Consider the following 23,723-nt stretch of genomic DNA (forward strand, 5'->3'; position numbering starts at 1 on the left):
ACTGGAAAAATGGATAGCCAGTAGATCTTTTCAACCGGAGTATAGAAACCTGGACGACGGCTATTTTGGTTGCGCGACCGCAGGTTGCTTGTCTGCCCTTTGTGAGCCTTGTTACCAAATCAAGCTGTTCTAGGTGGCGGCCTGCTTTCTTTTGTTATTGAAGGAACTCACATGTGGATTAAATGCTTTTACTAATAAGCATTATAGCATTACAATCAACATGGCAGACAAACTTATTCAGGATATACCATTTTCCATCCTTGATCTTGCACCGATCACGGAGGGTAATAATGCAGCGGCAACTTTCAAAAACAGCCTCCGGCTCGCGCAGCGCGTCGAAGCGCTTGGCTATAACCGTTACTGGCTTGCAGAGCATCACAATATGGCAAGTGTCGCCAGTTCCGCTACCTCGGTGCTGATCGGCTATATTGCCGGCGGCACCAATACAATCCGTGTGGGCAGCGGCGGCATAATGTTGCCCAATCACGCGCCGCTGGTGGTTGCCGAGCAGTTCGGTACACTTGCGTCGCTATACCCCGGCCGCATTGACCTGGGACTTGGACGTGCGCCTGGAACGGACCAGGTGACGGCCCGCGCGCTCAGGCGTAACTACATGGAATCCGCTCAGGATTTTCCGGATGATGTGGTGGCCTTACAAACTTATTTCTCAGCAGAGAACAGCAGTTCCAAAGTTCGCGCTATTCCCGGCGAAGGGCTGGAAATTCCGATCTGGATACTCGGATCAAGTACCGACAGTGCGCGGCTGGCTGCGCATCTGGGACTGCCCTACGCCTTTGCGAGCCACTTCGCACCCACCCAATTCATGACCGCGATAGAACTTTACCGCCGGAATTTCAGGCCGTCGCGATACCTGGAGCAGCCTTATGTAATGGCTTGTGTGAATGTGATCGCCGCAGATACCACGGAGGAAGCTGAGCGGCTCGCGACTTCCTTTTTCCAGCTGGCTACGGGAATTATCACAGGCAAACGCCAGCCTCTGCAGCCACCAGTAGAGAGTATGGACGGACTTTGGGGAGAATACGAAGAAGCTGCCGTGAGGGAAATGATGAAATACACGTTTATCGGCGACAAGCAAAAAGTAGGCACCGATCTGGCCTATTTTCAGCGGCATACACAGCTCAACGAGTTAATGGTGACCAGCCACATCTACGATCCGGGCGCGCGAATTCACAGTTATGAAGTTTTGAAAAGTGTGCAGGGGGAGCGTGTTTTCAGCTAATGCTCACCCCCGGTTAAATTGCGCGATCTGATCATCACAAATCCGCTCCTTCAGGTCTTTCGATACTTTCAGCCGATCGCTCAGATCTTTCAACTCTCACCATTTCTTCCTGGCATTGCATAATGCCAGGACTTCTATCAAATGTGCCGGTTACTTTCACCGAAAGCCGCCAGCTCGTCGGAAAGTCATTTATCCGGGTTGTGCGGCCCGAAGTTGAACATTATCCCGCCGGTTCCCCGACGCAATTCGTCGGAAATTTCTGAGAAAATATGACGTTTTCATATGTCACCAAAAGTTTCAAATTTACCTGCAAAGTGCCTAATTATGTCGAAATGACACTTTTGTTAAATTTCAATAAAAATTTGTACTCGTGTGTGAATAAAATTTTAAAATTTATTATTAACTCTGCATTAGAATTAGCTGCAATCAGACAACAGTTAAAATTTATACCTAACTATATGAAAACAATTTTTACTCCCAATGATGTTGTTCAACGACATCAATTATTCCTTAGTTGCCGTCTTCACCTACGTTTTATTTTCATTGGATCGGTGGTTTAACCAGCGTATTCTATCATTTCATTCAATTAAGAGCCTGCTTTTAATTACAACCCATTGAGAGTTTAACACTCACTCTATCACATTTCTATTTACCAGAAAAATCATCGGAGCTGCTGTATGGTATGTGTTCCAATGTGTTCATCTATTTCTGTTTTATAAACCTGTGCCTATGACAAAACAAAAAACTTAACAACACTTAACTCCTTGTGAGACAATGACCGATTTTTTGGTCGGGAAGACTTCTTGTGCCCAAAAAATAAAAATGGAGGTATTCTAAATCATTTATTAACTGAAATTTATGACCCAAATTCTTTACTTAAAAAGGCTGTGCCCACCTGCAAGTGTGTGCCTGGCTATGATGGCTGTCGCTGTATGCCAACCTTTGCCGCTTCTGGCAACTGGTCTGCCCGGCATTAAAACAAGCCTTTTAAAGGCAGATATTACTGTGAAAGGAAAAGTGGCCGAGGAAAACGGAACCCCGTTGCCCGGTGTAAGTATCCTTGTAAAAGGAACAAATTCAGGTACTACCACGGATGCTGCCGGACAATATAGTATCACGGTTCCTAACGGGGAAGCTGTCCTCGTATATAGCTACGTTGGTTTTCTCAGGCAAGAAGTGACAGTAGGCGCAAGAAATTCGATTGATGTGACACTGGTTGGAGATTCACAAGCTTTGAGCGAGGTGATTGTAGTGGGATACGGGGAACAGAAGAAAGAAACATTAACCGGAGCTGTAACAACAGTGAAGGGATCCGACATTGTAAAATCACCAGCTGTGAACGTTAGTAACAGCCTTGCCGGACGTTTACCAGGGGTAACGCTGGTTGCACGCAGTGGCGAGCCGGGACAGGATGGATCGACAATCCGTATCCGTGGGATGAATACATTAGGTAACAACGACGCTCTTGTCGTTGTAGATGGTATTCCAGGTCGTTCACTTGACCGTATTGACCCGAACAGCATCGAAACAATTTCGGTTTTGAAAGATGCTTCTGCTGCGATTTATGGAGCTCAGGCAGCAAACGGGGTTATTCTGATCACCACCAAACGCGGTAAAACAGGAAAACCTACGATCACATTTAATGCCAATCAGGGTTTCAGTCAGCCTACCATTCTGCCTAAAATGACGAACTCATCAGAGTATGCACAGGCGTTGAATGAGGTGGACCTTTATAGAAATCGTCCGCCGCGTTATACTTCGGAGGACATTGCCAAGTTTGCAGATGGCTCGGACCTGTGGAAATATCCGAATACAGACTGGTTTGATGAAATCTACAAAAACTGGTCAGGTCAGCACTTTTATAACACAACTGTATCAGGTGGCGGCGAGGCTGTGCGCTATTTTGTTTCCCTGGGTACAAAAACCCAGGATGGATATTACAAGAATAGTGCTACCAAATATGTGCAGCACGATTTCAGAACAAACCTGGATGCAACCATTACCAAGAATATAAGCCTGCGTTTTGATGTGTCCGGCCGTATGGAAGACAAAAACTACCCGACGCGCACAGCCGGGGACATCCTATGGATGGTGATGAGGGGCAAGCCGAATATGCCTGCTTACTGGCCAAACGGAGCAACGGGTCCGGATATCGAGTACGGAAATAACCCTGTGGTAGTCAGTACAAACCAAACTGGGTACGACCGTGACAAATGGTACGTTCTGAACAGTACGCTACAATTGAATGTCAAAATTCCCTGGGTAGAAGGACTTTCATTTACCGGAAATGCGGGGATTGATAAAGGATTTAATTTCAGAAAGCGTTTCCAGACTCCGTGGTACCTTAATTCCTGGGATGGAACAAGCCGCGATGCGAACGGAGAGCCGATACTCGTGCGCGGAAAGAAAGGCGTTGGAGATCCTAACCTTACGCAGTACACCGAGGACAAGCAGGATATTTTGCTGAATGGTTATCTTAACTATGACAAAACAATAGGATCTAACCATATGGTGAAGTTTTTGGTCGGTAGTGAAAGAAGAACGGGTAACGGTGACAGATTCAATGCTTTCCGCCGCTATTTCGTATCCACTTCCCTGGATCAGCTGAATGCAGGTGGAGATGCTGAGAAAGACAATGCAGGAACAGCATACCAAAGTGCACGGCTTAACTATTTCGGACGTGTCAACTATAGCTTCAAGGAAAAATACCTGATGGAGTTTGTATGGAGGGTCGATGGATCCTACATCTTCCCGGAAGCAAAACGTTTCGGATTTTTCCCTGGCGTATCCGCGGGATGGCGCGTTTCGGAAGAGAACTTCTGGAAAAACAATTTAAGTTTTGTTAATCAGTTCAAACTTCGCGCTTCGTGGGGACAAACTGGTAACGACCGTATCGAAGAATGGCAGTACCTTGGAACCTACGGCTTCCAGACCCAGAATATGGTATACGGGGTCAACACGGAAAATAAAACATTGGGAGAAACCCGTATCCCCAATCCGAATGTAACCTGGGAAGTAGCCAGCCAGGGAGATATCGGTTTTGATGCCAGCTTATTGAATGATCGTATCAACATTACTTTCGACGTATTTGATTACCGCCGCTCGGGATTGCTTTGGAAAAGAAACGCATCCGTTCCTACGTCTACCGGTTTGACACTGCCCAGCGAGAACATCGGTAAGACATCCAACAGAGGATTTGACTTCAATGTTTCATACCGTGGCGATGTGAAGGACCTGAAATACACGTTCTTTGTGAATGGAGGTTATGCGATCAACAAAGTGAACTTTATTGATGAAACTCCGGGCCGTCCGGATTACCAGCAAGTTACCGGTCATCCGCTACCCACTAAACCTAGCGATCCGAACGCACCTTTCGATCCGGACCGTGACCTTTATTATCAGTCAATCGGTATCTTCAAAGACCAGGCTGCCGTTGATGCATATCCACACTGGGGAGGTGCCCGTCCGGGTGACGTAATCTTCAAAGATGTGAACAACGATCAGAAAATCGATGCGAATGACCGTGTTCGTAACTACAAAACAGACGTGCCGCGCTTCCAGGGAGGTATTGGTGCTAATCTGAGCTTCAAAGGGTTTGACCTTTCTGTTCTATTCCAGGCAGCTACGGGTGCGCTTCGTTATCTGTCTCTGGAAAGTGGTGATTTCGGAAACTACTGGAAAGAAGATTTCGATGGTCGCTGGACTCCCGAAAACATCAATGCTACCAAACCACGTGCAAGTAACAGAAGTGATGAGTACTGGAGATCACAGCGGAATACGCATCTGCTTTACAACACCAACTACGTAAGGCTGAAAAACCTTGAATTCGGTTACACTGTACCAATGGGGCTAGTCAACCGTCTTGGCCTGCAGAACGTTCGTTTCTATGTAAATGGGAATAACCTGGCTACCTATTGCCCTGGTCTGAAAGGATTCGATCCGGAAGACAACAACACTGGTGGTATCAATTACCCACTTTCCAGAGTTGTGAATGGCGGTTTATCATTGACTTTTTAATTGATTACATATGAAAAAGATTGTAGCTTTTTTAACAGTTGCGCTGAGCATTGGCAATTTGACTTCCTGTAATCAGGATTTTCTTGACAAGCAGCCGCAGGACCAGTTTTCGGAAACCGCCGTATGGAATGATCCGGCACTGATCCAGACATTTATCAATAATACCTATCGCGGACTGGGACACGGTTTCAACAACGTGATGTTCTCTACTTACAGCGACGAATCCATGGCTGTATGGGGGCCTGTTGTGAACGTGACCAAGGGACTTATCAACGCCAGCGATATCAATGACTGGGCATGGGACCGCGCCGGGTATTTTGTGTGGGACAATGTTTACAAAAATATACGTGCGACAAACCTTTTCTTCAGCAAAATTGACCAGGCAACAACACTGGATGCTGCCACGAAGAATATGTACATGGGCGAGGAGCATTTTGTACGGGCATACCTGTATCACAATCTGGTATCCGTTTATGGCGGTGTGCCGCTGGTGACCCAGGCGTACGGCCTCGGCGAAGAGTATGCTATGCCGCGTAATACCTATGAAGAGTGCATCAAGTTTATTGCAGATGAATGTGATAAAGCAGCTGCGTTGCTGCCTGAAACACAATCGGCTGCTAACGCCGGCCGCGCTACCAAAGGTGCTGCCCTGGCGCTTAAAGCACGTACGCTTTTGTATGCTGCCAGTGATTTATATGCCAACCCCACCTGGTCACCCGGATATGCCAATACCGAGCTGATCGGTTACAAAGGCGGTGACCGGGCGGCAAGATGGAGAGCAGCCAAAGATGCTGCCAAGGCGGTTATCGATATGAACGTTTACAGCCTGAACGCACCTAACCCGGCTTCATTGGCCGAAGCCTCTAAAAACAGAGCTGATATGTTTGTTTCAAAACAATCACCAGAGGATATACATGTGCGTTTCTTCCTGGCGAAGCTGGATAACGACGGTGCCTGGCCGGGACGTTCTAACGGCCCCAACGGTTATCACAACTGGGGTGGAAATACTCCGCTTGGCCAGCTGGTGGATGATTATGAAATGAAAGATGGTACCAGATTTTCATGGTCGAACCCAGTGCACGCCGCAGATCCGTATGTTGGTCGCGATTCCCGGTTCTATTCCGATATCCTGTTCGAAGGGGCACCATGGAGACAACGTCCGGCTGATGTGATTGATAAAGATCCCAAGGGTATCATTCAAACAGGTTATTGGGAAAAATGGAACGCCGCTACTTCAAAAGTGGAAGTTGTCGCGGGACTTGATACCAGAAAAGGCCCTATTGAAGACTGGAACGGGACCTATTCAGGGTATTATCTGAAAAAGTTTATGGATCCGGCAGTGGATGCTCAGTTCTTCAGATCTGAGGTGCCCTGGCGATTTATCAGATATACAGAAGTGTTGCTGAACTACGCAGAAGCGTGTATCAATCTGGGTGAAGAAGCTGAGGCTAAGAAGTATCTCAACATGATCCGCAAACGTGCTGCAATGCCTGATATCACTGAAACAGGTGCAGCGCTGATGAAACGTTATCAGAATGAGCGCCGCATTGAAATGGCTTATGAAGAACAGCGCTTTTTCGACGTTCGCCGCTGGATGATCGCTCCCCAGGTTTATTTCAACGCACGTGGCGTCGAACCGACCTATAAATTAAATCCTGATAAAACAACTGCTACCAAAGCTACTTACAAGATCATCGAGGTTCAGGAGCGTAAATGGGTAGACAGAAATTACTTTCTGCCCATTAAACTGGATGAAATGAACAAGAACAATAAGCTTATTCAGAATCCGGGATATTAATCAAAAGTGCAAATAAAAAGGAATGCCGGTCACTCTGATCGGCATTCCTTTTTTTATATAAGGCTGTCTGATTGTTGCTGAAACTGATTGTAAGCCAGAAATTCCCATATCCTGAACAGCGAAATACGCCCATGCACGGGGGAATTGATTTCCTTATCCCCAGGCCCGTAAAATTGAATTCAGGAGCGAGTAGGGGTACAGAAGCATGGTGATGATGCTACCGGAAACTTTTAAATCACGGCCAATAGCATTATGTCCACAATACTTTGGAGATATGTTCAAAAATGTAACATAGATAATGGTTTTTGTAACATAATTTGTTTACAAATTGCACTATGTAAATATATATTTGTGCTCAATTGTGCTGGCAGGAAGAATTGAGAGGTAAAATGTCAACCTCTTATTTACAGAAAACCTCCCAGTATATAATCTCTGCTTAGTGCCAATGGCCACCAGGCCATTGTGAAGAATGCTTCTATAACCATTAATTCATTTTCATTATGAAGAGAAAATTACGGCTTTTTTTACAATTGTCATTTCTACAATTAACGAGCCTCGCCGGGGCCTCCGATTTGTTTGCAGAACATCTCTTTGCCCCCGTGGAAAATGACAGAAGTACGCTGGTAACATCAGTTGATCGAAAACTGAGCGGCAAAATTACCGATGAGGCCGGACAGGGACTGCCGGGAGTTAATGTTACCATAAAAGGTAGCACCCGTGGGACGTCCACCGACGTGAATGGGCTTTATTCACTGGAGTCTGTGGACGATCAGGATGTACTGGTTTTTTCTTTTGTCGGATATCTGGCCAAAGAAGTTAAGGTAGGAACGGTGAGTAAGCTGGATATCGTGCTGGCGCCGGATACGAAGGCATTGGAGGAGATTGTGGTCGTAGGCTATGGTACGCAGAAAAAGGCAACGGTCACAGGATCGATCAGCAGTATCAAAGGGGATGCCATCGCGCAGGTTCCTGCCCCTAACATATCGCAATCACTGGCTGGACGCGTCGTAGGCGTAAGCATGCGGCCCAATGGCGGACAACCTGGAAAAGACGATCCGGATATCCACATACGCGGGATCGTTACCACAGGCAATAACAAGCCTCTTGTCGTGGTGGACGGTGTAAGAAGGGATAACATCCGGCAGGTGGACCCAGCCAGTATTGAGACGATCACCGTCCTGAAAGATGCGGCAGCGGTGGCACCCTATGGGATCGGTGGTGCGAACGGGGTGATTATGATCACCACTAAAAAAGGTAAAAGCGGAAAGCCGCAGATAAGGATCAGTTCCTCCTATGGTTTTCAAAATCCGACATACCTGCCTGATATGCTCAATGCTAGGGATTACATGGCATTGCAAAATGAGGCCTACCTGAATCAGACACCTGGGGGGACAAGTCTTCCCAATGATCCGGAACTTGTTCAAAACTATGACCAGCTGCATGCAGACGATCCCTGGAAATATCCGAATTCCAGCTTCGTGGATGTATTTAATAAGAATGTTCCTGTACAGAACCACGGTCTCGAACTCAGCGGTGGGTCGGAAAACGTTACTTACCATGCCGGAGTGAGCTACTTCGACCAAAAAGGGATATTCGACCCAGTTGGTTACAAGCGCTACAATTACAATCTGAGCCTCGAAATGGCTGCGACTAAAACTACAAAAGTGGGAATGTCGCTCTTCGGGAGCGTTGAAAACACCAAAGATGTGGATGCCGACGAAACAACATCCGGACACCTTTTCCGAAGTTTTTACAAATTTTTGCCTACCCAAAGTCTAATATACCCTGAAGGGGACAAATGGGGCGAATCTTCGGCCAGTACACCGATAGGGGTTTTGCGGTCTGAGGGGTACAGACGGACAAACGGGAACACGTTGCTGGGTACTTTGTTTGTCGAGCAGCAAATCGCAAAAGGTTTGAGCGCGAAAGCGGTGTTCAGTTATGACCCCTGGCAGCAAAATGTGAAGTTATGGCACGTTCCTTTCGTTTATCACAAAATTGATCTCTCCCAGAAACCATACACATATACAAACGCGATTTCTCTTCAGGAAGGAAACGGAAGGCCTTTCAGGTGGCTGGGTTTACAAAATCAAAGGCGGGTCAACTACACGTACCAGGGCTACCTCAACTACAACCGCACGTTTGGTGCCCATGCTTTCACCGGGCTGGTCGTTATGGAAATGCGTCAAACGAAAGCGGATTCTATGGCAACCCGTCGCAACAATTTTGCGATTGGCATTGATGAACTGAGTTTCGGTAGTTCCGACAAATTGGATTATGACAATGCGGGTATTTCGTCAACAGGTACGGAACTGGGGTACGTATACAGATTAGGGTACACTTATAAAGATAAATACATCCTGGAAGCCGCCGGACGCTACGACGGGCACTACTATTTTGCCCCGGGCAGCAGATGGGGATATTTCCCGGCATTTTCTGCTGCGTGGCGCGTATCGGAAGAGGGTTTTATGAAAAATTTCCGCTTCATCGACGAATTAAAGATCAGAGGATCATGGGGTAAGGCTGGTATGCTGGCGGGAGGGCCATTCCAATACCAGTCCGGGTATGATCTTCGGGGTGCGGCTTATGCTTTTGGCGGAGGATCGCTGGTTCAGGGATCCAGGGTCCCACGGGAAGCAAATTCTAAAATTACCTGGGAGATTTCTACCAAAACAGACATAGGCTTCGACCTTAGCATGTGGAATTCGTTGCTGACAATGGAATTTGACTATTTCCATGAACAGCGTACCGGCATGCTTCTGGCACCGCAAGTGACATTGCCGGTTGAATACGGGCTTTCACTTTCGCAGGAAAATAAAGGAAGGATGAGCGCCAACGGTGTGGAAATCAACCTGGGGACGCGCAAAAGAATTTCAAAGGATCTGGACTTCTCTTTGAATGCCAATGCCAGTTATTCCATCAACCGCATGCTTGAAGTTTTCCAGACCGACGCAGAGGCAAAGAATCCAAACCGCACGAAGGTGGGACGGCAATTCGGCACACCATACGGATTTAAATCGCTCGGTTTGTTTTCATCTGCGGATGATAAAAATGGCGATGGCATAGTCGGTTCTGCTGATGGATACAATGTTGTTCAGTTTGGCGATTTACACCCCGGCGACATTAAATATGCTGATTTGAGCGGCCCTGACGGCACGCCCGATGGTCTTATCGATAATTTTGACCTTGCAGTTATCGGAAATCCCGTTTATCCCGCCTTGACTTTCGGCCTCACGCCAAGTGTTAACTGGAAAGGATTTGATTTGAGCTTGTTTTTTCAGGGATCAGGGAAGTCGAGCATCAGTGTCAGACAATTTATGACTGTTCCATTTGAGAACAACGGCAGTAACACGGGCTACGAATACTACGATAACCGCTGGACACCCGAACATCAGAATGCCAAATATCCACGATCGACCCCGGCCCCTTATGCGAACAACACCAAGGACTCGGATTTCTGGTGGGTTAATTCGAGTTACTTACGGCTGAAAACGGCAAGCATTGGTTATACAATTCCCAAAAATGTGCTGGGCAAATTGAAAATAAGTTCGGCCAGGGTGTATTTCTTGACGCAAAATCTATTCACGATCAGTAAAATCAAACACATAGACCCGGAAATGGGATATACGGATCGTGAAACCGCATACCCGGTTATGAAAGCGAGCACATTTGGAATTGATCTGACATTTTAACGACAACCATTACAATGAAAGTTGCTATAAACTGCTTCAAAATAATAGGTCTGGGCTTTTTGATGCTCACACTTCCGGTATCCTGCGATACAGACGAGTTCTTGGAAAATGCCAATAAGGCTAATCTCACAGATCAAACGCAATGGGAATCTGAAACCAATGCCGATGTTTTTCTGAATGATGTATACAGCGAATTACCCAATAAGCTGAACCAAACTGAGACACTGGATTATTTCAGCGACGATTACAACATCAGTCACTATTATACTGCGTCGAACTGGCGGCAGGGTGTAACACAGATACCATCCAGCAGTACCGACAATCCCTGGGGAGGAACGCAGGGGCCAACTTACGGTTACACCTGGCAGAACTTCTTTGTCAAGATCAGGAAAGCCAACACCTTTATCCAGAAACTGACGGAAAACAAAGCCAATTTTTCGGAAGCTTACTTCAACAAACGGATCGACGAAGCCAGGTTTCTCAGGGCCTTCTTTTACAGCGAGTTTTTTGTGCACGTAGGAGGCCTGCCCATCATTACGGTGCCGCTGGACAGAAATACCATGAGCCCTGCCGAGTTGTTACAACCCCGGAAGACCTTCCAGGAAACATTTGACTTTATCGTTACAGAGCTTGATCAGATCGTAAAGGGTGAGTATCTGGCAGTCAAATACAATTTGTCGGACCGGGATGCCGGTCGGGCAACCCTGGGAGCTGCATTGGCAGTTAAAGGCTGGATTGAGCTTTTTGGCGCCAGCCCGTTGTTTAACACTGCGACACCCTATCTGGCCGATCCCGGAAAGTTCGTACATTTCGGTAACTACGATCCTTCGCGCTGGGCAAAAGCTGCCGCTACCAACAAGCAGTTCATTGATAAATACGGCAACGGACAGAAATACAACCTGTTTGGCGACCTTAAGAACATTTTCAGGGTCAGCAACGAATACAATGTTGAGGTCATCTGGGACCGGCAGGTTGTTGCCAATGTCGGAGGCATGGGGTCGAGCTACGAGCAGCGCGGCGGGCCAACCTACGTATTGGGCGAATATCGTTCGTGGGGGAATTATAATCCCACGCAGGAGCTTGTCGATCAGTTTGCGATGGCTAACGGAAAAACGATTACCGATCCTGCTTCGGGGTATGACCCGCAAAAACCCTATCTCAACCGCGAGAAAAGGTTTTATGACGCTATCGTTCACGACGGGGCTGTTTACAAACAGGACTGGATGCCGCGTGCCGACACGATATACACCCGTATCGACGCAACCTATCCGAATCCTGACCGGACCAACCAGATTGATCTGGCCGGGAAAACCGACGTGGGCGATTCGGGATACTATCAGAAAAAACGTCTGAATCCCGACGCAGCGCCAGGAAGCGACGCCAGCGGACAGAACTATATTTTTTTCCGGTACGCAGAGATCCTGCTGAATTTTGCAGAGGCACAAAACGAAGCAAATGGTCCGGACGCCTCCGTGTATGACGCCATCAACAAATTGCGGGCACGGTCGGAACTGCCTGCGCTCGCCAGTGGCCTTTCCAAGGATGCCATGAGAGCTGCTATTGCCCGGGAGCGCAGGGTTGAACTGTGCTTTGAAGACAAGCGCTTTCTGGATAACAAACGTCTGGCCACCGCAGCCTCCGTAATGAGCAAACCACGTCATAATATGGTGATACGGAATTCGGTACCTGCCAACAATTCGGGTGTTTGGGTATACAGCATAGAACAGGAGAAAAAATACAATGTGAAATTCGAGCTTAAACAGTATATGAGCCCGATTCCGCAGAATGTTATCGATCAAAATTCCGGTATCAGACAAAATCCGGGATATTAATCGCGGCGGGCGAACCGGAGGCTTGCAGTAAGCAGGCCTCCGGTTTGTCAATTTATTTACCGAAATTGAGTCCCATGGGAAATGAAGGGAATTTTAACAGCAAAACGGCATACCGAGCGATTCCAGCAATTCGGGCGGCGATTGTTTGCCTCTGTTTTTTATCAAACGCATGGGGGCAGTCAGCCAAGCTGTTCAGCGTTGAAAATGGGCTGTCAAGCAGCATGGTCACTGACATTCATCAGGATAGAAGTGGTTTTATATGGGTTGCTACGGAAGACGGACTGAACCGTTTTGACGGGATAAAATTTACGGTTTACCGGCAGGATAAAGCTAATAATGAAGGTATGTCCAGTAATTTCATTCATGTGCTCTTTGAGGATGATGCAGGAAAAATGTACACCGGATCACTCCATGGGCTGCAATGCTATGACGAGGCGACGGACTCTTTCCGGACCATACCGCTTATGATCGGCCAAAACAAAATTGCCAATGTTCGGGTACTCGCAATGTGTCAGCGCAGGAACGGCGATATTTTGATAGGCACTTCCGGGCACGGCATATTCAGGATAGAGCGCAATGGCCCCGAACTTTATGCAAAACCGCTGCCCTTGAAGGTTCCCAGCAATCTCATCATTCAGCTTTTTGAAGATAGTGAACGCAATCTTTGGGTGTCAACCGAGGACCAGGGATTGCATCGGTTTACGGATGCATCTTTAAAATCCAGTAAGGCCTACTTCGTCTCCAAAAAAATCCAGAACAATATTATCACGAGCTTATGCCAGGACAAATACGGTCGTGTCTTTGCCGGCAATATGGTAAGTGGTCTCTACCGGTACAACGCTGCCGGCGATGCTTTTCAAAACGTGCCGCACGTAGGAGAAGGTAATCTTCAGATAGCCGATCTGAAAGTCAATGACAACGGGCAGATCCTGATCGGGACCCGGGGGAAAGGAGTGAAATATTTCGACTCCGGCTCGGGCAAAATCCTCGATATGAACCATAATGTCGACACTTTTGATTTTGCAAAATCAAAAGTATTCTCGATTTGTGAAGATAACTCGGGTAATACCTGGCTGGGTATTTATCAGAAAGGTTTAGTGCTGCTGGGCGTGAACACAAACCGATTTGGCTATATGGGTTACAGGTCGGCAAGTAAAAATTTAATTGGTTCAAGTGCCGTGAAAGCATTGTTTGAGGATAGCAACTGTACAATCTGGGTTGGGACGGACAATGATGGCCTGTATGCATTGCCGCACGGAGGTAAATCAAGTATTCATTATCAAAAGGGTGACGACAATCCTTTTGCACCGGAGAATGTGATGACTGTTTTTGAAGATTCCGAAAAAAATCTTTGGACAGGCTCGTATCTCAGCGGCTTATCAAAACTGGATCGTAAAACAGGGAAATTCACTTATTCCGATAAATTATCAGACAAGAATGGCGACAACGTACAGCGGGTTTTCGATATCAGGGAAGATTCAGAGAAAAGACTCTGGATCGCCACGATGGGTTCGGGTATTTTTTGCAAGGATCTCCGAACGGGAGCAGTTGAGCATTTCGATGCCTTACCGGGGAGAATCAGCCTCCCCAAAGAGAATTTTCTTCCCAATAGCTGGGTTAACTGCTTGTTGATTGCCAAAGACAACAAGTTATTCATCGGCACTTTTAACGGATTAGCCTGCCTGGATCTGGACACTAAAAACTTCGTATCTACATTCGGGGCAAACAGCCTTTTAAAGGGAGTGGTAATTTATTCGCTGTTTGATGATGATAAAGGCAACTTATGGGCAGGAACTTCTCAGGGGTTGAAAAAGATCGACCGGGCCTCGAAAGTGATAACAACCTTTGCCGTGGGCGACGGCCTGCCTAGCAACCTGATTGGCGCGGTAAGAGGGGATAAGGCCGGAAACCTTTGGCTCAGCACCAACCGGGGCCTGTCGAAAATGGATCTTGAAACCAATACTTTTGTCAACTTCTACTCAGCCGATGGATTGCAGGGAAATGAATTCAGTCAGGGTGCGTCCATGGTTGCGAGGAATGGAGAGTTCTATTTCGGGGGGATTAACGGATTGACCTATTTTAAGCCGGAAGAAATAAAAATGTCCAGCAGGCGCCCGGCGGTCCGCATTGTTGATCTTTACATTCATGATAAGGCTGTCAAGAAAGGGATGAAATCGGGCGGCTACATGATTGTGGACACAACGGTTAGCAGTGCAAAGGAATTCAATCTGGCCCATCATGACAATTCTTTCAGCCTTGAATTTTCCACAATGGATTTCATCGACGCGGAACGTGTTTCTTATATGTACGCTATCAATGACAATGACTGGACAGTTCTGCGAGCGGGAACCAACCGATTGACATTTGACAACCTGGCCCCCGGTGCGTATCACTTTCGGCTGAAAGCAAAGTCCAGCAAAACGGACTCAGAAGAAACAAGGGTGACGATCATCATACATCCGGCCTGGTATTTTTCTTTTTGGGCGTGGTTTGCTTACGGCCTGTTTACGCTTTTCGCCGCTGCTTATATTTTCAAAACGTTTAAAAACAGGCGGTTGGCTAAAAAAGAAGCGTTGGCGCATCAGCGACGTGAAGAGGTCAATGAAGCGAAGCTTGCATTTTTCATCAACATCGCACATGAGATACGCACACCGCTGACCCTGGTGGTCAGCCCGCTTCAAAAACTGTTAAGTCAGGATTACAATGCAGAACGTATGCATCTGTATGAGATCATGGGGCGGAATACAAAGCGCATATTGGACCTGGTTAATCAGCTGATGGACATCCGGAAAATCGAAAAAGGACAAATGTCCCTGCAATTTTCGACTGTGGAAATGGTAGATTTTACCAAAGAAATATGTCTGCTATTCGAGGAACAGATTGAAGCGAAAAAAATCGAGTTCCTGGTCGATGCGCCTTCACAAAAGATCTTTGCCCGGGTGGACCCGCTGAACTTTGATAAGGTTTTGATCAATGTCCTTTCCAATGCATTCAAGTTTACCCCCACAGGTGGCGCGATCCGCGTTGCACTTTCGGTCAGCGATGCAAGGAATAGCAACGGGCAGTCTGCGTTAAGGCTGGCTGTTGAAGACTCGGGGCCCTTCATCGATCGGCATGAAACGGAACGCATCTTCGACTGCTTTTATCAGTCGGACCACCACCGCGACCATAACAGGTACGGGACGGGCATCGGCCTTCATCTTGTGAAACAATTGGTAGAGCTGCATGGTGGCAAGATCCGGGCTGAAAATATGGCCGACAAAGGATGCAGGTTTGTGATCGAAATGCCGCTTGAAGAGGTAAGCAATTCAGAAATTGATTCCTCGGGGAAAATTTCGTCGGCAGACCATCTGTTGCATGACATTACGGTACATACCGGGCCGAAAAGTAAGTCCGGGAAAAAAGCAAAACGTCTGGTCGTGGTGGATGATGACAGCGAGATCTGCAATTATTTGACAGACGAAATGTCGGGTGAATTCACGGTCTTTGCCTATGCCAACGGCGAAGAAGCATACAAAGCCATTTTGAGGGAAGTTCCCGACTTGATTGTCACCGACGTGATGATGCCGGTGATGGACGGTATGACGCTCTGTAAAAAGGTGAAGGCCAATCCATTGGTTAATCATATTCCGGTCATCTTGCTAACTGCGAAAACGGCGGAATCAACTAATGCGGAAGGCTTGGAAATGGGTGCGGATGCTTACATCACCAAACCCTTCAACGTTCAAATATTATCGAAGACGATCAAGGGTCTTATCAGGAACAGGCAAATACTGAAAAACAATGACAACGAGCAGCACTACCAGGAAGAATTCATTTCCAAAGTAAATCTCAAGGCTTCGGAAGAAAAGCTGCTGGAAAAAGTACATCTTCTGATTAACAAACATCTGGCAAATCCCGACTTGAGCGTAGAGATGATCTCTAATGAAATCGGAATCAGCCGGGTGCACCTGCATCGCAAGCTTAAAGAGCTTACTAATCTGACAACCAGGGATTTGATTCGAAACATCAGGCTGAAGCAAGCCGCGGATCTGATGACCGTGAAGGGGTTGACGGTTTCGGAGGTGGCTTTTGCGGTAGGGTTTGCCAATGTGAACAGCTTTTCAGTGGCTTTCAAAGAGTTACATGGCGTCTCGCCCACCATGTTTGCGGACAATTATTTGGAAAAGGCATGACCAATTTAAATTTTATATTAAATCTGAATGATGAATCTATCTGGAAAAAAGGTACTGGCCGCGCTATTGTTAACGGGAGCGGTTATCTGCCAAAGTTTAGGACAAACTATAAAATCCTCTGTAAAGCCACTGGTCACTGACCTGTACACTGCCGATCCGTCGGCGCATGTTTTCAATGGCAAAATCTATATTTATCCTTCCCACGACATCGAAGCGAATGTGGCTCAGGACGACGAAGGCGGGCATTTTAATATGCGTGATTACCACGTGTATTCGATGGACAAGATTGGGGGTAAAGTGACCGACCACGGCGTAGCGCTCGATCTGAAAGATATTCCCTGGGCTGGCCGACAGCTCTGGGCTCCGGATGCGGCCTTTAAAAATGGGACTTACTTTCTTTATTTTCCGGCGAAGGATAAAGAGGACGTTTTTCGCATAGGGGTGGCAACGAGCAAGTCGCCGACAGGTCCGTTTAAGCCGGAACCAAAGCCTATTCCCGGCAGCTACAGTATAGATCCGGCCGTTTTCACTGACAATGACGGCAAGTCCTATATGTATTTCGGAGGCATTTGGGGTGGCCAATTGCAGCGCTGGCACACCGGAAAATACGACGCAAGCCTGAAAACCGATCTCGGGAAAGGTCGTGAAAATGACCCCGCGTTGAATGCGAAGGTAGCCCGGATGAAGGACAATATGCTGACATTTGATGAACCACCAAAAGACGTTACGATCCTGGATGAACACGGTAAGTCGCTGCTGGCTAAAGATGCCGGCCGCCGGTTCTTTGAAGGGGCGTGGATGCACAAGTTTGGCGACAAATACTATTTTTCCTACTCCACAGGAGACACCCATTTCCTGGCTTATGCAGTGGGAAGCTCGCCCTACGGGCCATTTACTTACAAGGGCATCATTATGAAGCCGGTTTCCGGCTGGACAACCCACCATTCTATCGTTGAATTTGAAGGGAAGTGGTACATCTTTTACCATGACGCTGAACTGTCAGGTAAAACACATTTACGGAATATAAAGGTTAGGGAGCTTGTCCGTGAAGCGGACGGCAGCATTAAAACCATCGATCCCTGACCGCACTGCGAATGTGTTATCATGTGTCAGGCCGGCTTTCATGAAAGGCCTGAAATCCGGAGACACTTTCACAGCTCTCTGCGCGACTTGCTGTTATCCTACCATAAAAAAACCTAAGATCTAAACCGATGAGAAGAGTTATCTTGTTAGTAATGAGCCTGCTGTCTCTGGCAGTTCTTGCCCCTGCTCAAAACATCCAGTTGGAAATGCCCGCCGGTTTCGACTCGGTTCGCGAGGGCATCGCTGCCGGAAAAGTTGACACTATCCAGTATCAATCCAAAACAGTCGGCAATGCGAGAAAAGCGCTGGTTTATACACCGCCGGGTTATTCCAGAAAGAAAAAGTACCCGGTCCTGTACCTGTTGCATGGCATTGGAGGCGATGAAAAGGAATGGCTCAAAGGCGGGAATCCACAGTTGATCCTTGATAATCTGTATGCCGATAAGAAGATCGAGCCGATGATCGTGGTGATGCCCAACGGAAGGGCGATGAAGGACGACCGGGCAACAGGCAATGTGATGGCACCCGATAAGGTGGCAGCTTTTGCGACATTTGAAAAAGATCTGCTCACTGATCTGATCCCGTTTATCGAAAAGAAATACTCGGTGCTTACCGACAGGGAACACCGCGCGATTGCCGGGCTTTCGATGGGAGGCGGGCAGTCTCTGAACTTTGGACTGGGTAATCCGGATCAGTTTGCCTGGGTGGGAGGGTTTTCGTCTGCTCCCAATACCAGGATGCCTGAGGAACTGATGCCTAATCCGGAGGAAGCAAAAAAGAAGCTGAAATTGCTCTTTTTGTCCTGCGGAGACGACGACCGGCTCATCACGTTCACCAAGCGTACACACGATTATCTCTTCGAGCACGATGTGCCGCATGTGTATTACATCGAGCCGGGCGTACATGATTTTAAAGTATGGAAAAACGGTCTGTATATGTTCTCGCAGTTTTTGTTTAAACCGGTGGATGTGCGCTCGTTAACCAAATATACCATCCTCGGCACACCGGCTTCGACCAATATCCGCTCGGCAAAATACCCGCAAATTTTGCCGGACAACCGAGTCGTTTTCAGAACAAAAGCACCGCAGGCACAGAAAGTCCAGGTGGATCTGGGCAAAAAATATGATATGGTCAAAGACACGGCGGGGGTCTGGTCGGTAACAACCGATTCGATCGGGGAAGGTTTTCATTACTATTCACTGCTGATAGACGGTCTGGCATTGGCCGATCCGGCCAGCGAAACCTTTTACGGTATGGGCCGGATGGCCAGCGGGATTGAGATACCTTTCCGGCTTGGCGGCTACTATGCTTTGCGCGAGGTGCCGCACGGTGATGTGCGGATCCGGCGCTACCTGTCGAAGGCCAGCAATACCTGGCGGGAAATGTACATATACACTCCGCCGGGTTACGACACTACAACCGAAAAATATCCCGTGCTTTACCTGTTACATGGTGGCGGAGAAGACCAGAGAGGGTGGGCAAGCCAGGGCAAAACAAACCTGATTCTTGATAACCTGATTTCCGAAGGCAAAGCCAAGCCTATGCTGATCGTGATGATGGACGGAAATCTGGGTGGTCCGCTCGGCCCGGGCAGTATGGCCACGGCAGGCGACAATTTTTTAAAAGTCTTCGAGAAAGAATTGAAGCTGGGCGTAATTCCATTTGTTGAAAGTACTTTCCGCGTGGAGGCTGATGCGGCGCACCGGGCGCTGGCGGGCCTTTCTATGGGCGGGATCCAGACACTCTATGCAGGGGTCAAAAATACGGATCTGTTTTCTTCGCTGGGTGTGTTCAGCTCGGGCTGGTTTGCGAATAACAACGCGTTATCAGGGCCACATTATGAATTTGCGAAAGCCAATGCCGCCAAAATCAACACCGACCTGAAAAACTTCTGGATTTCTATGGGCGGGCCGGAGGATATTGCTTACAAGAACTGCAAGATCATGCTTTCGAAATATGACGAGCTGGGTATCAAGTATAAATACAGTGAATACCCTGGCGGACATACCTGGCCGGTATGGCGGCATGATCTTTTTTTATTTTCACAGCTCCTGTTCAAATAACATTCTTCCATTCACAGATTTTGATTAAATACATGAAGAAATCAGCTGATATCCAGGTCTTTATTATCGGTATTTGCCTTTTTACGGTTTTGTTCAGTTCCACAGCGGTGCGTGCACAAAAGACCCTAAAAGAAGCATACAAAAATTACTTTCCTGTTGGCGTAGCGGTGGCCCCCAGGAATCTGACAGGCCGGGAGGCGGAGCTGATCGTAAAACAATTCAGTAGCGTAACCCCGGAAAATGCGATGAAGATGGGGCCGATCCACCCGGAGCCGGACCGGTACAACTGGCAGGATGCAGATGCAATTGTAGCATTTGCCCAGAAGAATGGTATGAAAGTGCGCGGGCATACCTTATGCTGGCACAATCAAACGCCCCGATGGTTTTTTACCGGCGATGATGGAAAACAGGTAACCCGGGAAGTACTGCTTGAACGGCTCAGGCAACATATCAATGATGTAGTAGGTCGCTACAAAGGCAGAATTTATGCCTGGGACGTTGTTAATGAAGCAGTGCCGGACACAGGTTCGGGAATATACAGGCAGTCCAAATTCTATGAGATCATCGGAGAAGATTATATTGAAAAGGCATTTGAATATGCCCATGCTGCCGATCGGGATGCCCAGTTGTTTTACAACGATTACAATACCGAAAGCGCCGCAAAAAGAGAGAAGATCATTCAGCTGTTAAAAAAGCTGAAGGCGAAAAATATCCCTGTACATGGCGTAGGGTTACAGGGGCATTGGTCGATAGACGAGCCTACTGCCAGTGAGCTGGAAAAATCGATCCAGGCGTTCTCGAGCCTTGGCCTCGTGGTCCAGATCACCGAGCTGGACGTTTCTGTTTATCCCAAGGAACACGAACGGCGGGAGAGAAAATCATCGGATAACGGTGTTCTGACGCCGGACATGGTCACGAAACAGGCTGCTCAGTACAAAATGTTATTCGATATTTTCAGAAAATACAAGCAAGATCTGACTGGTGTCACTTTCTGGAATGTTTCCGACAGATCCAGCTGGCTCGACAATTTTCCCGTGCCGGGGCGGAAGGATTATCCATTGCTATTTGATCAGAATTATGAACCCAAGCCAGCGTTTGACGGAGTAGTAAACTTTGAATGAAAGTGAGCGTGTTGCGGCATCTCATCAAATAAACATCAATTCGGTCTTCTTTATGTTTAATATGCATGGGGCACGATTTACCCATTTATTAAGATGAGATTGGGGAGTCATTATAATGGAATTAGAGCAGATTAAGGGTCACTGTTGGTTACTTTAAAACAAGTAATTATTTTTAGTACTAAATTGAAAAAGTCCTGTACTGTATAAAGAAAGTGAAGTATTAGGAGCGATTTTTGGAGATTTGCTGGGTTATATTTGTGGTTGCGTAAGTGGCGTCCTCAATTGGAGTTTCAGCCACTGTTGCCATTGACCATCTCTATTATCGTAAAATATTAATGGGTAAAAAATACAAGGCCGAAGTTCCCACCCCATGGCAGCGGCTCATTGCAATGCTTGATGTTGAACGTTCAACGATCAACTATATCTTCATTTACGCCATTCTGATTGGCTTGATAGGGCTAACCCTTCCGCTGGGTACCACAGCAGTTTTTAACCTGCTTTCCAATGGCGCATTATACAGTTCCACTTATGTATTGATCGGCGGCGTGCTGATCGGGGTGATGATCGGCGGGGTTTTACTGATCGGCCAGCTTTCGCTTGTGGAGCTGATCGAGCAGAAAATATTCACAAAAGCGACGCTGGAATTCGCATACCGTTTTCCCCGGATCAAGAAGTCGGAGCTGGAAGGTGAACATCCACCGGAGCTGGTGAACCGCTTTTTCGATGTGATCACCATTCAGAAGGGGCTGACGAAACTTCTGGTAGACATTGTGGCGTCAGGTGTGCAGATCGCCCTGTCGGCGATTTTGCTCTCGTTCTACCACCCTGTTTTTATGGCTTTCGGATTGCTGACGGTTGTAGCTACCATCGTCGTGCTCTTGCTGTATTACAAAAGAGGTGTTCAGACCAGCATTGAGGAATCGCATTATAAATATGAAGCAGTAGCTTATCTGGAGGAAGTTGCCGCAGACCTTGACAGGTACCGTGGCCAGCCCGACAAACTCAGGCAGGTCATCGTGAATACCGACCGCATCACGGCCAATTACTTACAGGCAAGAAATGACCATTTCCGAATTCTCAGAAAGTTTTTCGCCAGCTCGGTCATCGTCAGGACCATGCTGATGGGCGGGCTGCTTTTTCTGGGCTCTTATTATGTTGTACAACGAGAAATGACACTCGGGCAATTTGTTGCAGCGGAGGTGATCATTGTGCAGATCAGCTACGCACTTGAAAAATTTATGACCAACCTTGATACGATTTTTGATATGGTGACAGGAAGTGAGAAGATTGCCGCAGTCACTGACCTTGAATTGGAAGAAAGTGAGGTGCGCCATGGCTAGACATCAGACGGATCTCACCAAACGCATCGACTGGGAGGAACTGGGAACCCTTTCCGATCAGAAAATCCTTAAAACGCACGGCTCCCGGTTACTCGGCCGCATCATGCTGATCATCCTGTTTCTGTTCGCGATCATGCTTTTTTTGCCGTGGCGCCAAACTATTCCAGGCAGGGGTACCGTGACCGCACTAACACCGGAGGACCGGCCGCAAACGGTTCAAAACCAGATTGGCGGCCGTATTGAACATTGGGCCGTCCGCGAGGGCCAACAGGTGAAAAAAGGTGACACTATCCTGGTGATCTCGGAAACCAGCCAGTCTTATTTCGACCCGCAGCTTCCCCAGCGGTTGCAGGAGCAACTTCAGGCGAAAGAAGGTTCTGAAGACGCTGCGGTACAAAAAATGAATGCCACGCAGGCTCAAATCAATGCACTGACGCAGGGGCTTAGCATTCAGTTGTCAGCGGCAAAAAACAAAGTGGAGCAGGCTGTAAATTCCCTTCAGGCGGACAGCGCGGACCTGGTAGCGATTAATAAATTTTTCGAGATCAGTCGTGCCAGGCTTGAAAGATATGAAGCTGGTTACAAGAATGGTTTGTTTTCGCTTACTGACATCGAAAGCAGGCGCCTGAAATTACAGGAAGACAATGCCAAAGTGATCAGCCAGATCAATAAAGTGAACAACTCACGGCAGTCGCTGCAGAATGCGCGCATTGAGCTGGATAACATTCAGGCAAAATATCTCGAATCTGTCGCAAAGGCCCGCTCTGACCTGAGTTCAGCTTTATCAAGCAAGGTGAGCGCACAGGGAGAAATTTCCAAGCTCCGAAACGAGATCTCAAACATTGATATCCGTCGCGGACTGTACGTGGTACGCGCGCCTCAAAGTGGTTTTGTTGTCAAAACTCTGAAGGCGGGTATTGGAGAAAATATTAAGGAAGGGGAGTCAATTGCGACCCTTCAACCTTCCAAACCGCGTGTAGCAGCAGAAATTTATGTGGATGGAATGGATGTGCCGCTGATCCTTGACAGCAGCGACGTCCGTCTGCAGTTCGAAGGCTGGCCGTCTGTACAGTTTGCGGGCTGGCCATCTGTGGCGGTGGGTACGTTTGCGGGTAAGGTCACCGTGATTGATCTCGTGAGTAGTGAGAATGGCAAATATCGCCTGTTGGTAACCCCTACCAACCCGGTACCTCACGATGACGAGCCATGGCCTAAACAGCTCCGCCAGGGGTCAGGTGTATACGGACGGGTCATATTACGTCCTGTACCGATCTGGTACGAAATATGGCGGCTGCTGAACGGTTTCCCGCCAAGTCTGGATAGGGAGCCCAAAAATGCCGTAGCAGGAAGTGAAAAGTAGAG

Annotated in this window: 11 protein-coding genes; all 11 read left to right on the forward strand. The window is 47.7% G+C overall.

Features of this window, described 5'->3' with window-relative positions; translation table 11 throughout:
* Positions 1-220 precede the first annotated feature (220 nt).
* The 11 genes from FBF61_RS14875 to FBF61_RS14925 all read left to right on the forward strand — a co-directional run bounded on the left by FBF61_RS14875 (position 221) and on the right by FBF61_RS14925 (position 23,721).
* A complete protein-coding gene (locus FBF61_RS14875; protein WP_138478508.1) occupies positions 221-1,240 on the forward strand; it encodes an LLM class flavin-dependent oxidoreductase in 1,020 nt (339 codons plus the stop codon).
* Between the two features lie 858 nt (positions 1,241-2,098).
* Complete coding sequence (locus FBF61_RS14880; protein ID WP_229215060.1) at positions 2,099-5,257, forward strand: SusC/RagA family TonB-linked outer membrane protein; 3,159 nt, start codon at positions 2,099-2,101, stop codon at positions 5,255-5,257.
* A gap of 10 nt (positions 5,258-5,267) precedes the next feature.
* Entirely contained in the window at positions 5,268-7,055 is a 1,788-nt protein-coding gene (locus FBF61_RS14885) for a RagB/SusD family nutrient uptake outer membrane protein (RefSeq protein ID WP_138478510.1), read from the forward strand.
* A 500-nt stretch (positions 7,056-7,555) separates the two neighbouring features.
* A complete protein-coding gene (locus FBF61_RS14890) occupies positions 7,556-10,747 on the forward strand; it encodes a SusC/RagA family TonB-linked outer membrane protein (RefSeq protein WP_229215061.1) in 3,192 nt (1,063 codons plus the stop codon).
* Positions 10,748-10,761: 14 nt separating this feature from the next.
* Positions 10,762-12,579 carry a RagB/SusD family nutrient uptake outer membrane protein gene (locus tag FBF61_RS14895; RefSeq protein ID WP_138478512.1) on the forward strand — a complete coding sequence of 606 codons (1,818 nt, stop codon included), beginning with the start codon at positions 10,762-10,764 and terminating at the stop codon, positions 12,577-12,579.
* A gap of 221 nt (positions 12,580-12,800) precedes the next feature.
* Positions 12,801-16,754, forward strand: coding sequence for a hybrid sensor histidine kinase/response regulator transcription factor (locus FBF61_RS14900; RefSeq protein ID WP_229215062.1), 3,954 nt, complete (start codon positions 12,801-12,803; stop codon positions 16,752-16,754).
* 30 nt (positions 16,755-16,784) lie between these two features.
* Positions 16,785-17,837 (forward strand): glycoside hydrolase family 43 protein, encoded by a 1,053-nt coding sequence (locus FBF61_RS14905; RefSeq protein ID WP_138479234.1) that lies wholly within the window; start codon positions 16,785-16,787, stop codon positions 17,835-17,837.
* Positions 17,838-17,965: 128 nt separating this feature from the next.
* Entirely contained in the window at positions 17,966-19,900 is a 1,935-nt protein-coding gene (locus tag FBF61_RS14910; RefSeq protein ID WP_138478516.1) for an alpha/beta hydrolase-fold protein, read from the forward strand.
* 32 nt (positions 19,901-19,932) lie between these two features.
* Positions 19,933-21,021: an endo-1,4-beta-xylanase gene (locus FBF61_RS14915; protein WP_138478518.1), complete on the forward strand. Its 1,089-nt coding sequence runs from the start codon at positions 19,933-19,935 to the stop codon at positions 21,019-21,021.
* Positions 21,022-21,290: 269 nt separating this feature from the next.
* Positions 21,291-22,361 carry an ABC transporter transmembrane domain-containing protein gene (locus tag FBF61_RS14920; protein WP_310590275.1) on the forward strand — a complete coding sequence of 357 codons (1,071 nt, stop codon included), beginning with the start codon at positions 21,291-21,293 and terminating at the stop codon, positions 22,359-22,361.
* Positions 22,354-23,721 (forward strand): HlyD family secretion protein, encoded by a 1,368-nt coding sequence (locus FBF61_RS14925; protein ID WP_138478522.1) that lies wholly within the window; start codon positions 22,354-22,356, stop codon positions 23,719-23,721. Before FBF61_RS14920 ends, FBF61_RS14925 begins: the two co-directional genes overlap by 8 nt.
* The last annotated feature ends 2 nt before the right edge of the window (positions 23,722-23,723 follow it).

The sequence above is a fragment of the Dyadobacter bucti genome (genome assembly GCF_005869225.1).
Taxonomy (GTDB): domain Bacteria; phylum Bacteroidota; class Bacteroidia; order Cytophagales; family Spirosomataceae; genus Dyadobacter; species Dyadobacter bucti.

Excerpts from the sequence above, each read along its gene's own strand:
- FBF61_RS14905 (WP_138479234.1), top strand. The coding sequence starts at position 16,785 with ATGAATCTATCTGGAAAAAAGGTACTGGCCGCGCTATTGTTAACGGGA.
- FBF61_RS14875 (WP_138478508.1), top strand. The coding sequence starts at position 221 with ATGGCAGACAAACTTATTCAGGATATACCATTTTCCATCCTTGATCTT.
- FBF61_RS14910 (WP_138478516.1), top strand. The coding sequence starts at position 17,966 with ATGAGAAGAGTTATCTTGTTAGTAATGAGCCTGCTGTCTCTGGCAGTT.
- FBF61_RS14890 (WP_229215061.1), top strand. The coding sequence starts at position 7,556 with ATGAAGAGAAAATTACGGCTTTTTTTACAATTGTCATTTCTACAATTA.
- FBF61_RS14915 (WP_138478518.1), top strand. The coding sequence starts at position 19,933 with ATGAAGAAATCAGCTGATATCCAGGTCTTTATTATCGGTATTTGCCTT.
- FBF61_RS14880 (WP_229215060.1), top strand. The coding sequence starts at position 2,099 with ATGACCCAAATTCTTTACTTAAAAAGGCTGTGCCCACCTGCAAGTGTG.
- FBF61_RS14885 (WP_138478510.1), top strand. The coding sequence starts at position 5,268 with ATGAAAAAGATTGTAGCTTTTTTAACAGTTGCGCTGAGCATTGGCAAT.
- FBF61_RS14895 (WP_138478512.1), top strand. The coding sequence starts at position 10,762 with ATGAAAGTTGCTATAAACTGCTTCAAAATAATAGGTCTGGGCTTTTTG.
- FBF61_RS14925 (WP_138478522.1), top strand. The coding sequence starts at position 22,354 with ATGGCTAGACATCAGACGGATCTCACCAAACGCATCGACTGGGAGGAA.
- FBF61_RS14900 (WP_229215062.1), top strand. The coding sequence starts at position 12,801 with ATGGTCACTGACATTCATCAGGATAGAAGTGGTTTTATATGGGTTGCT.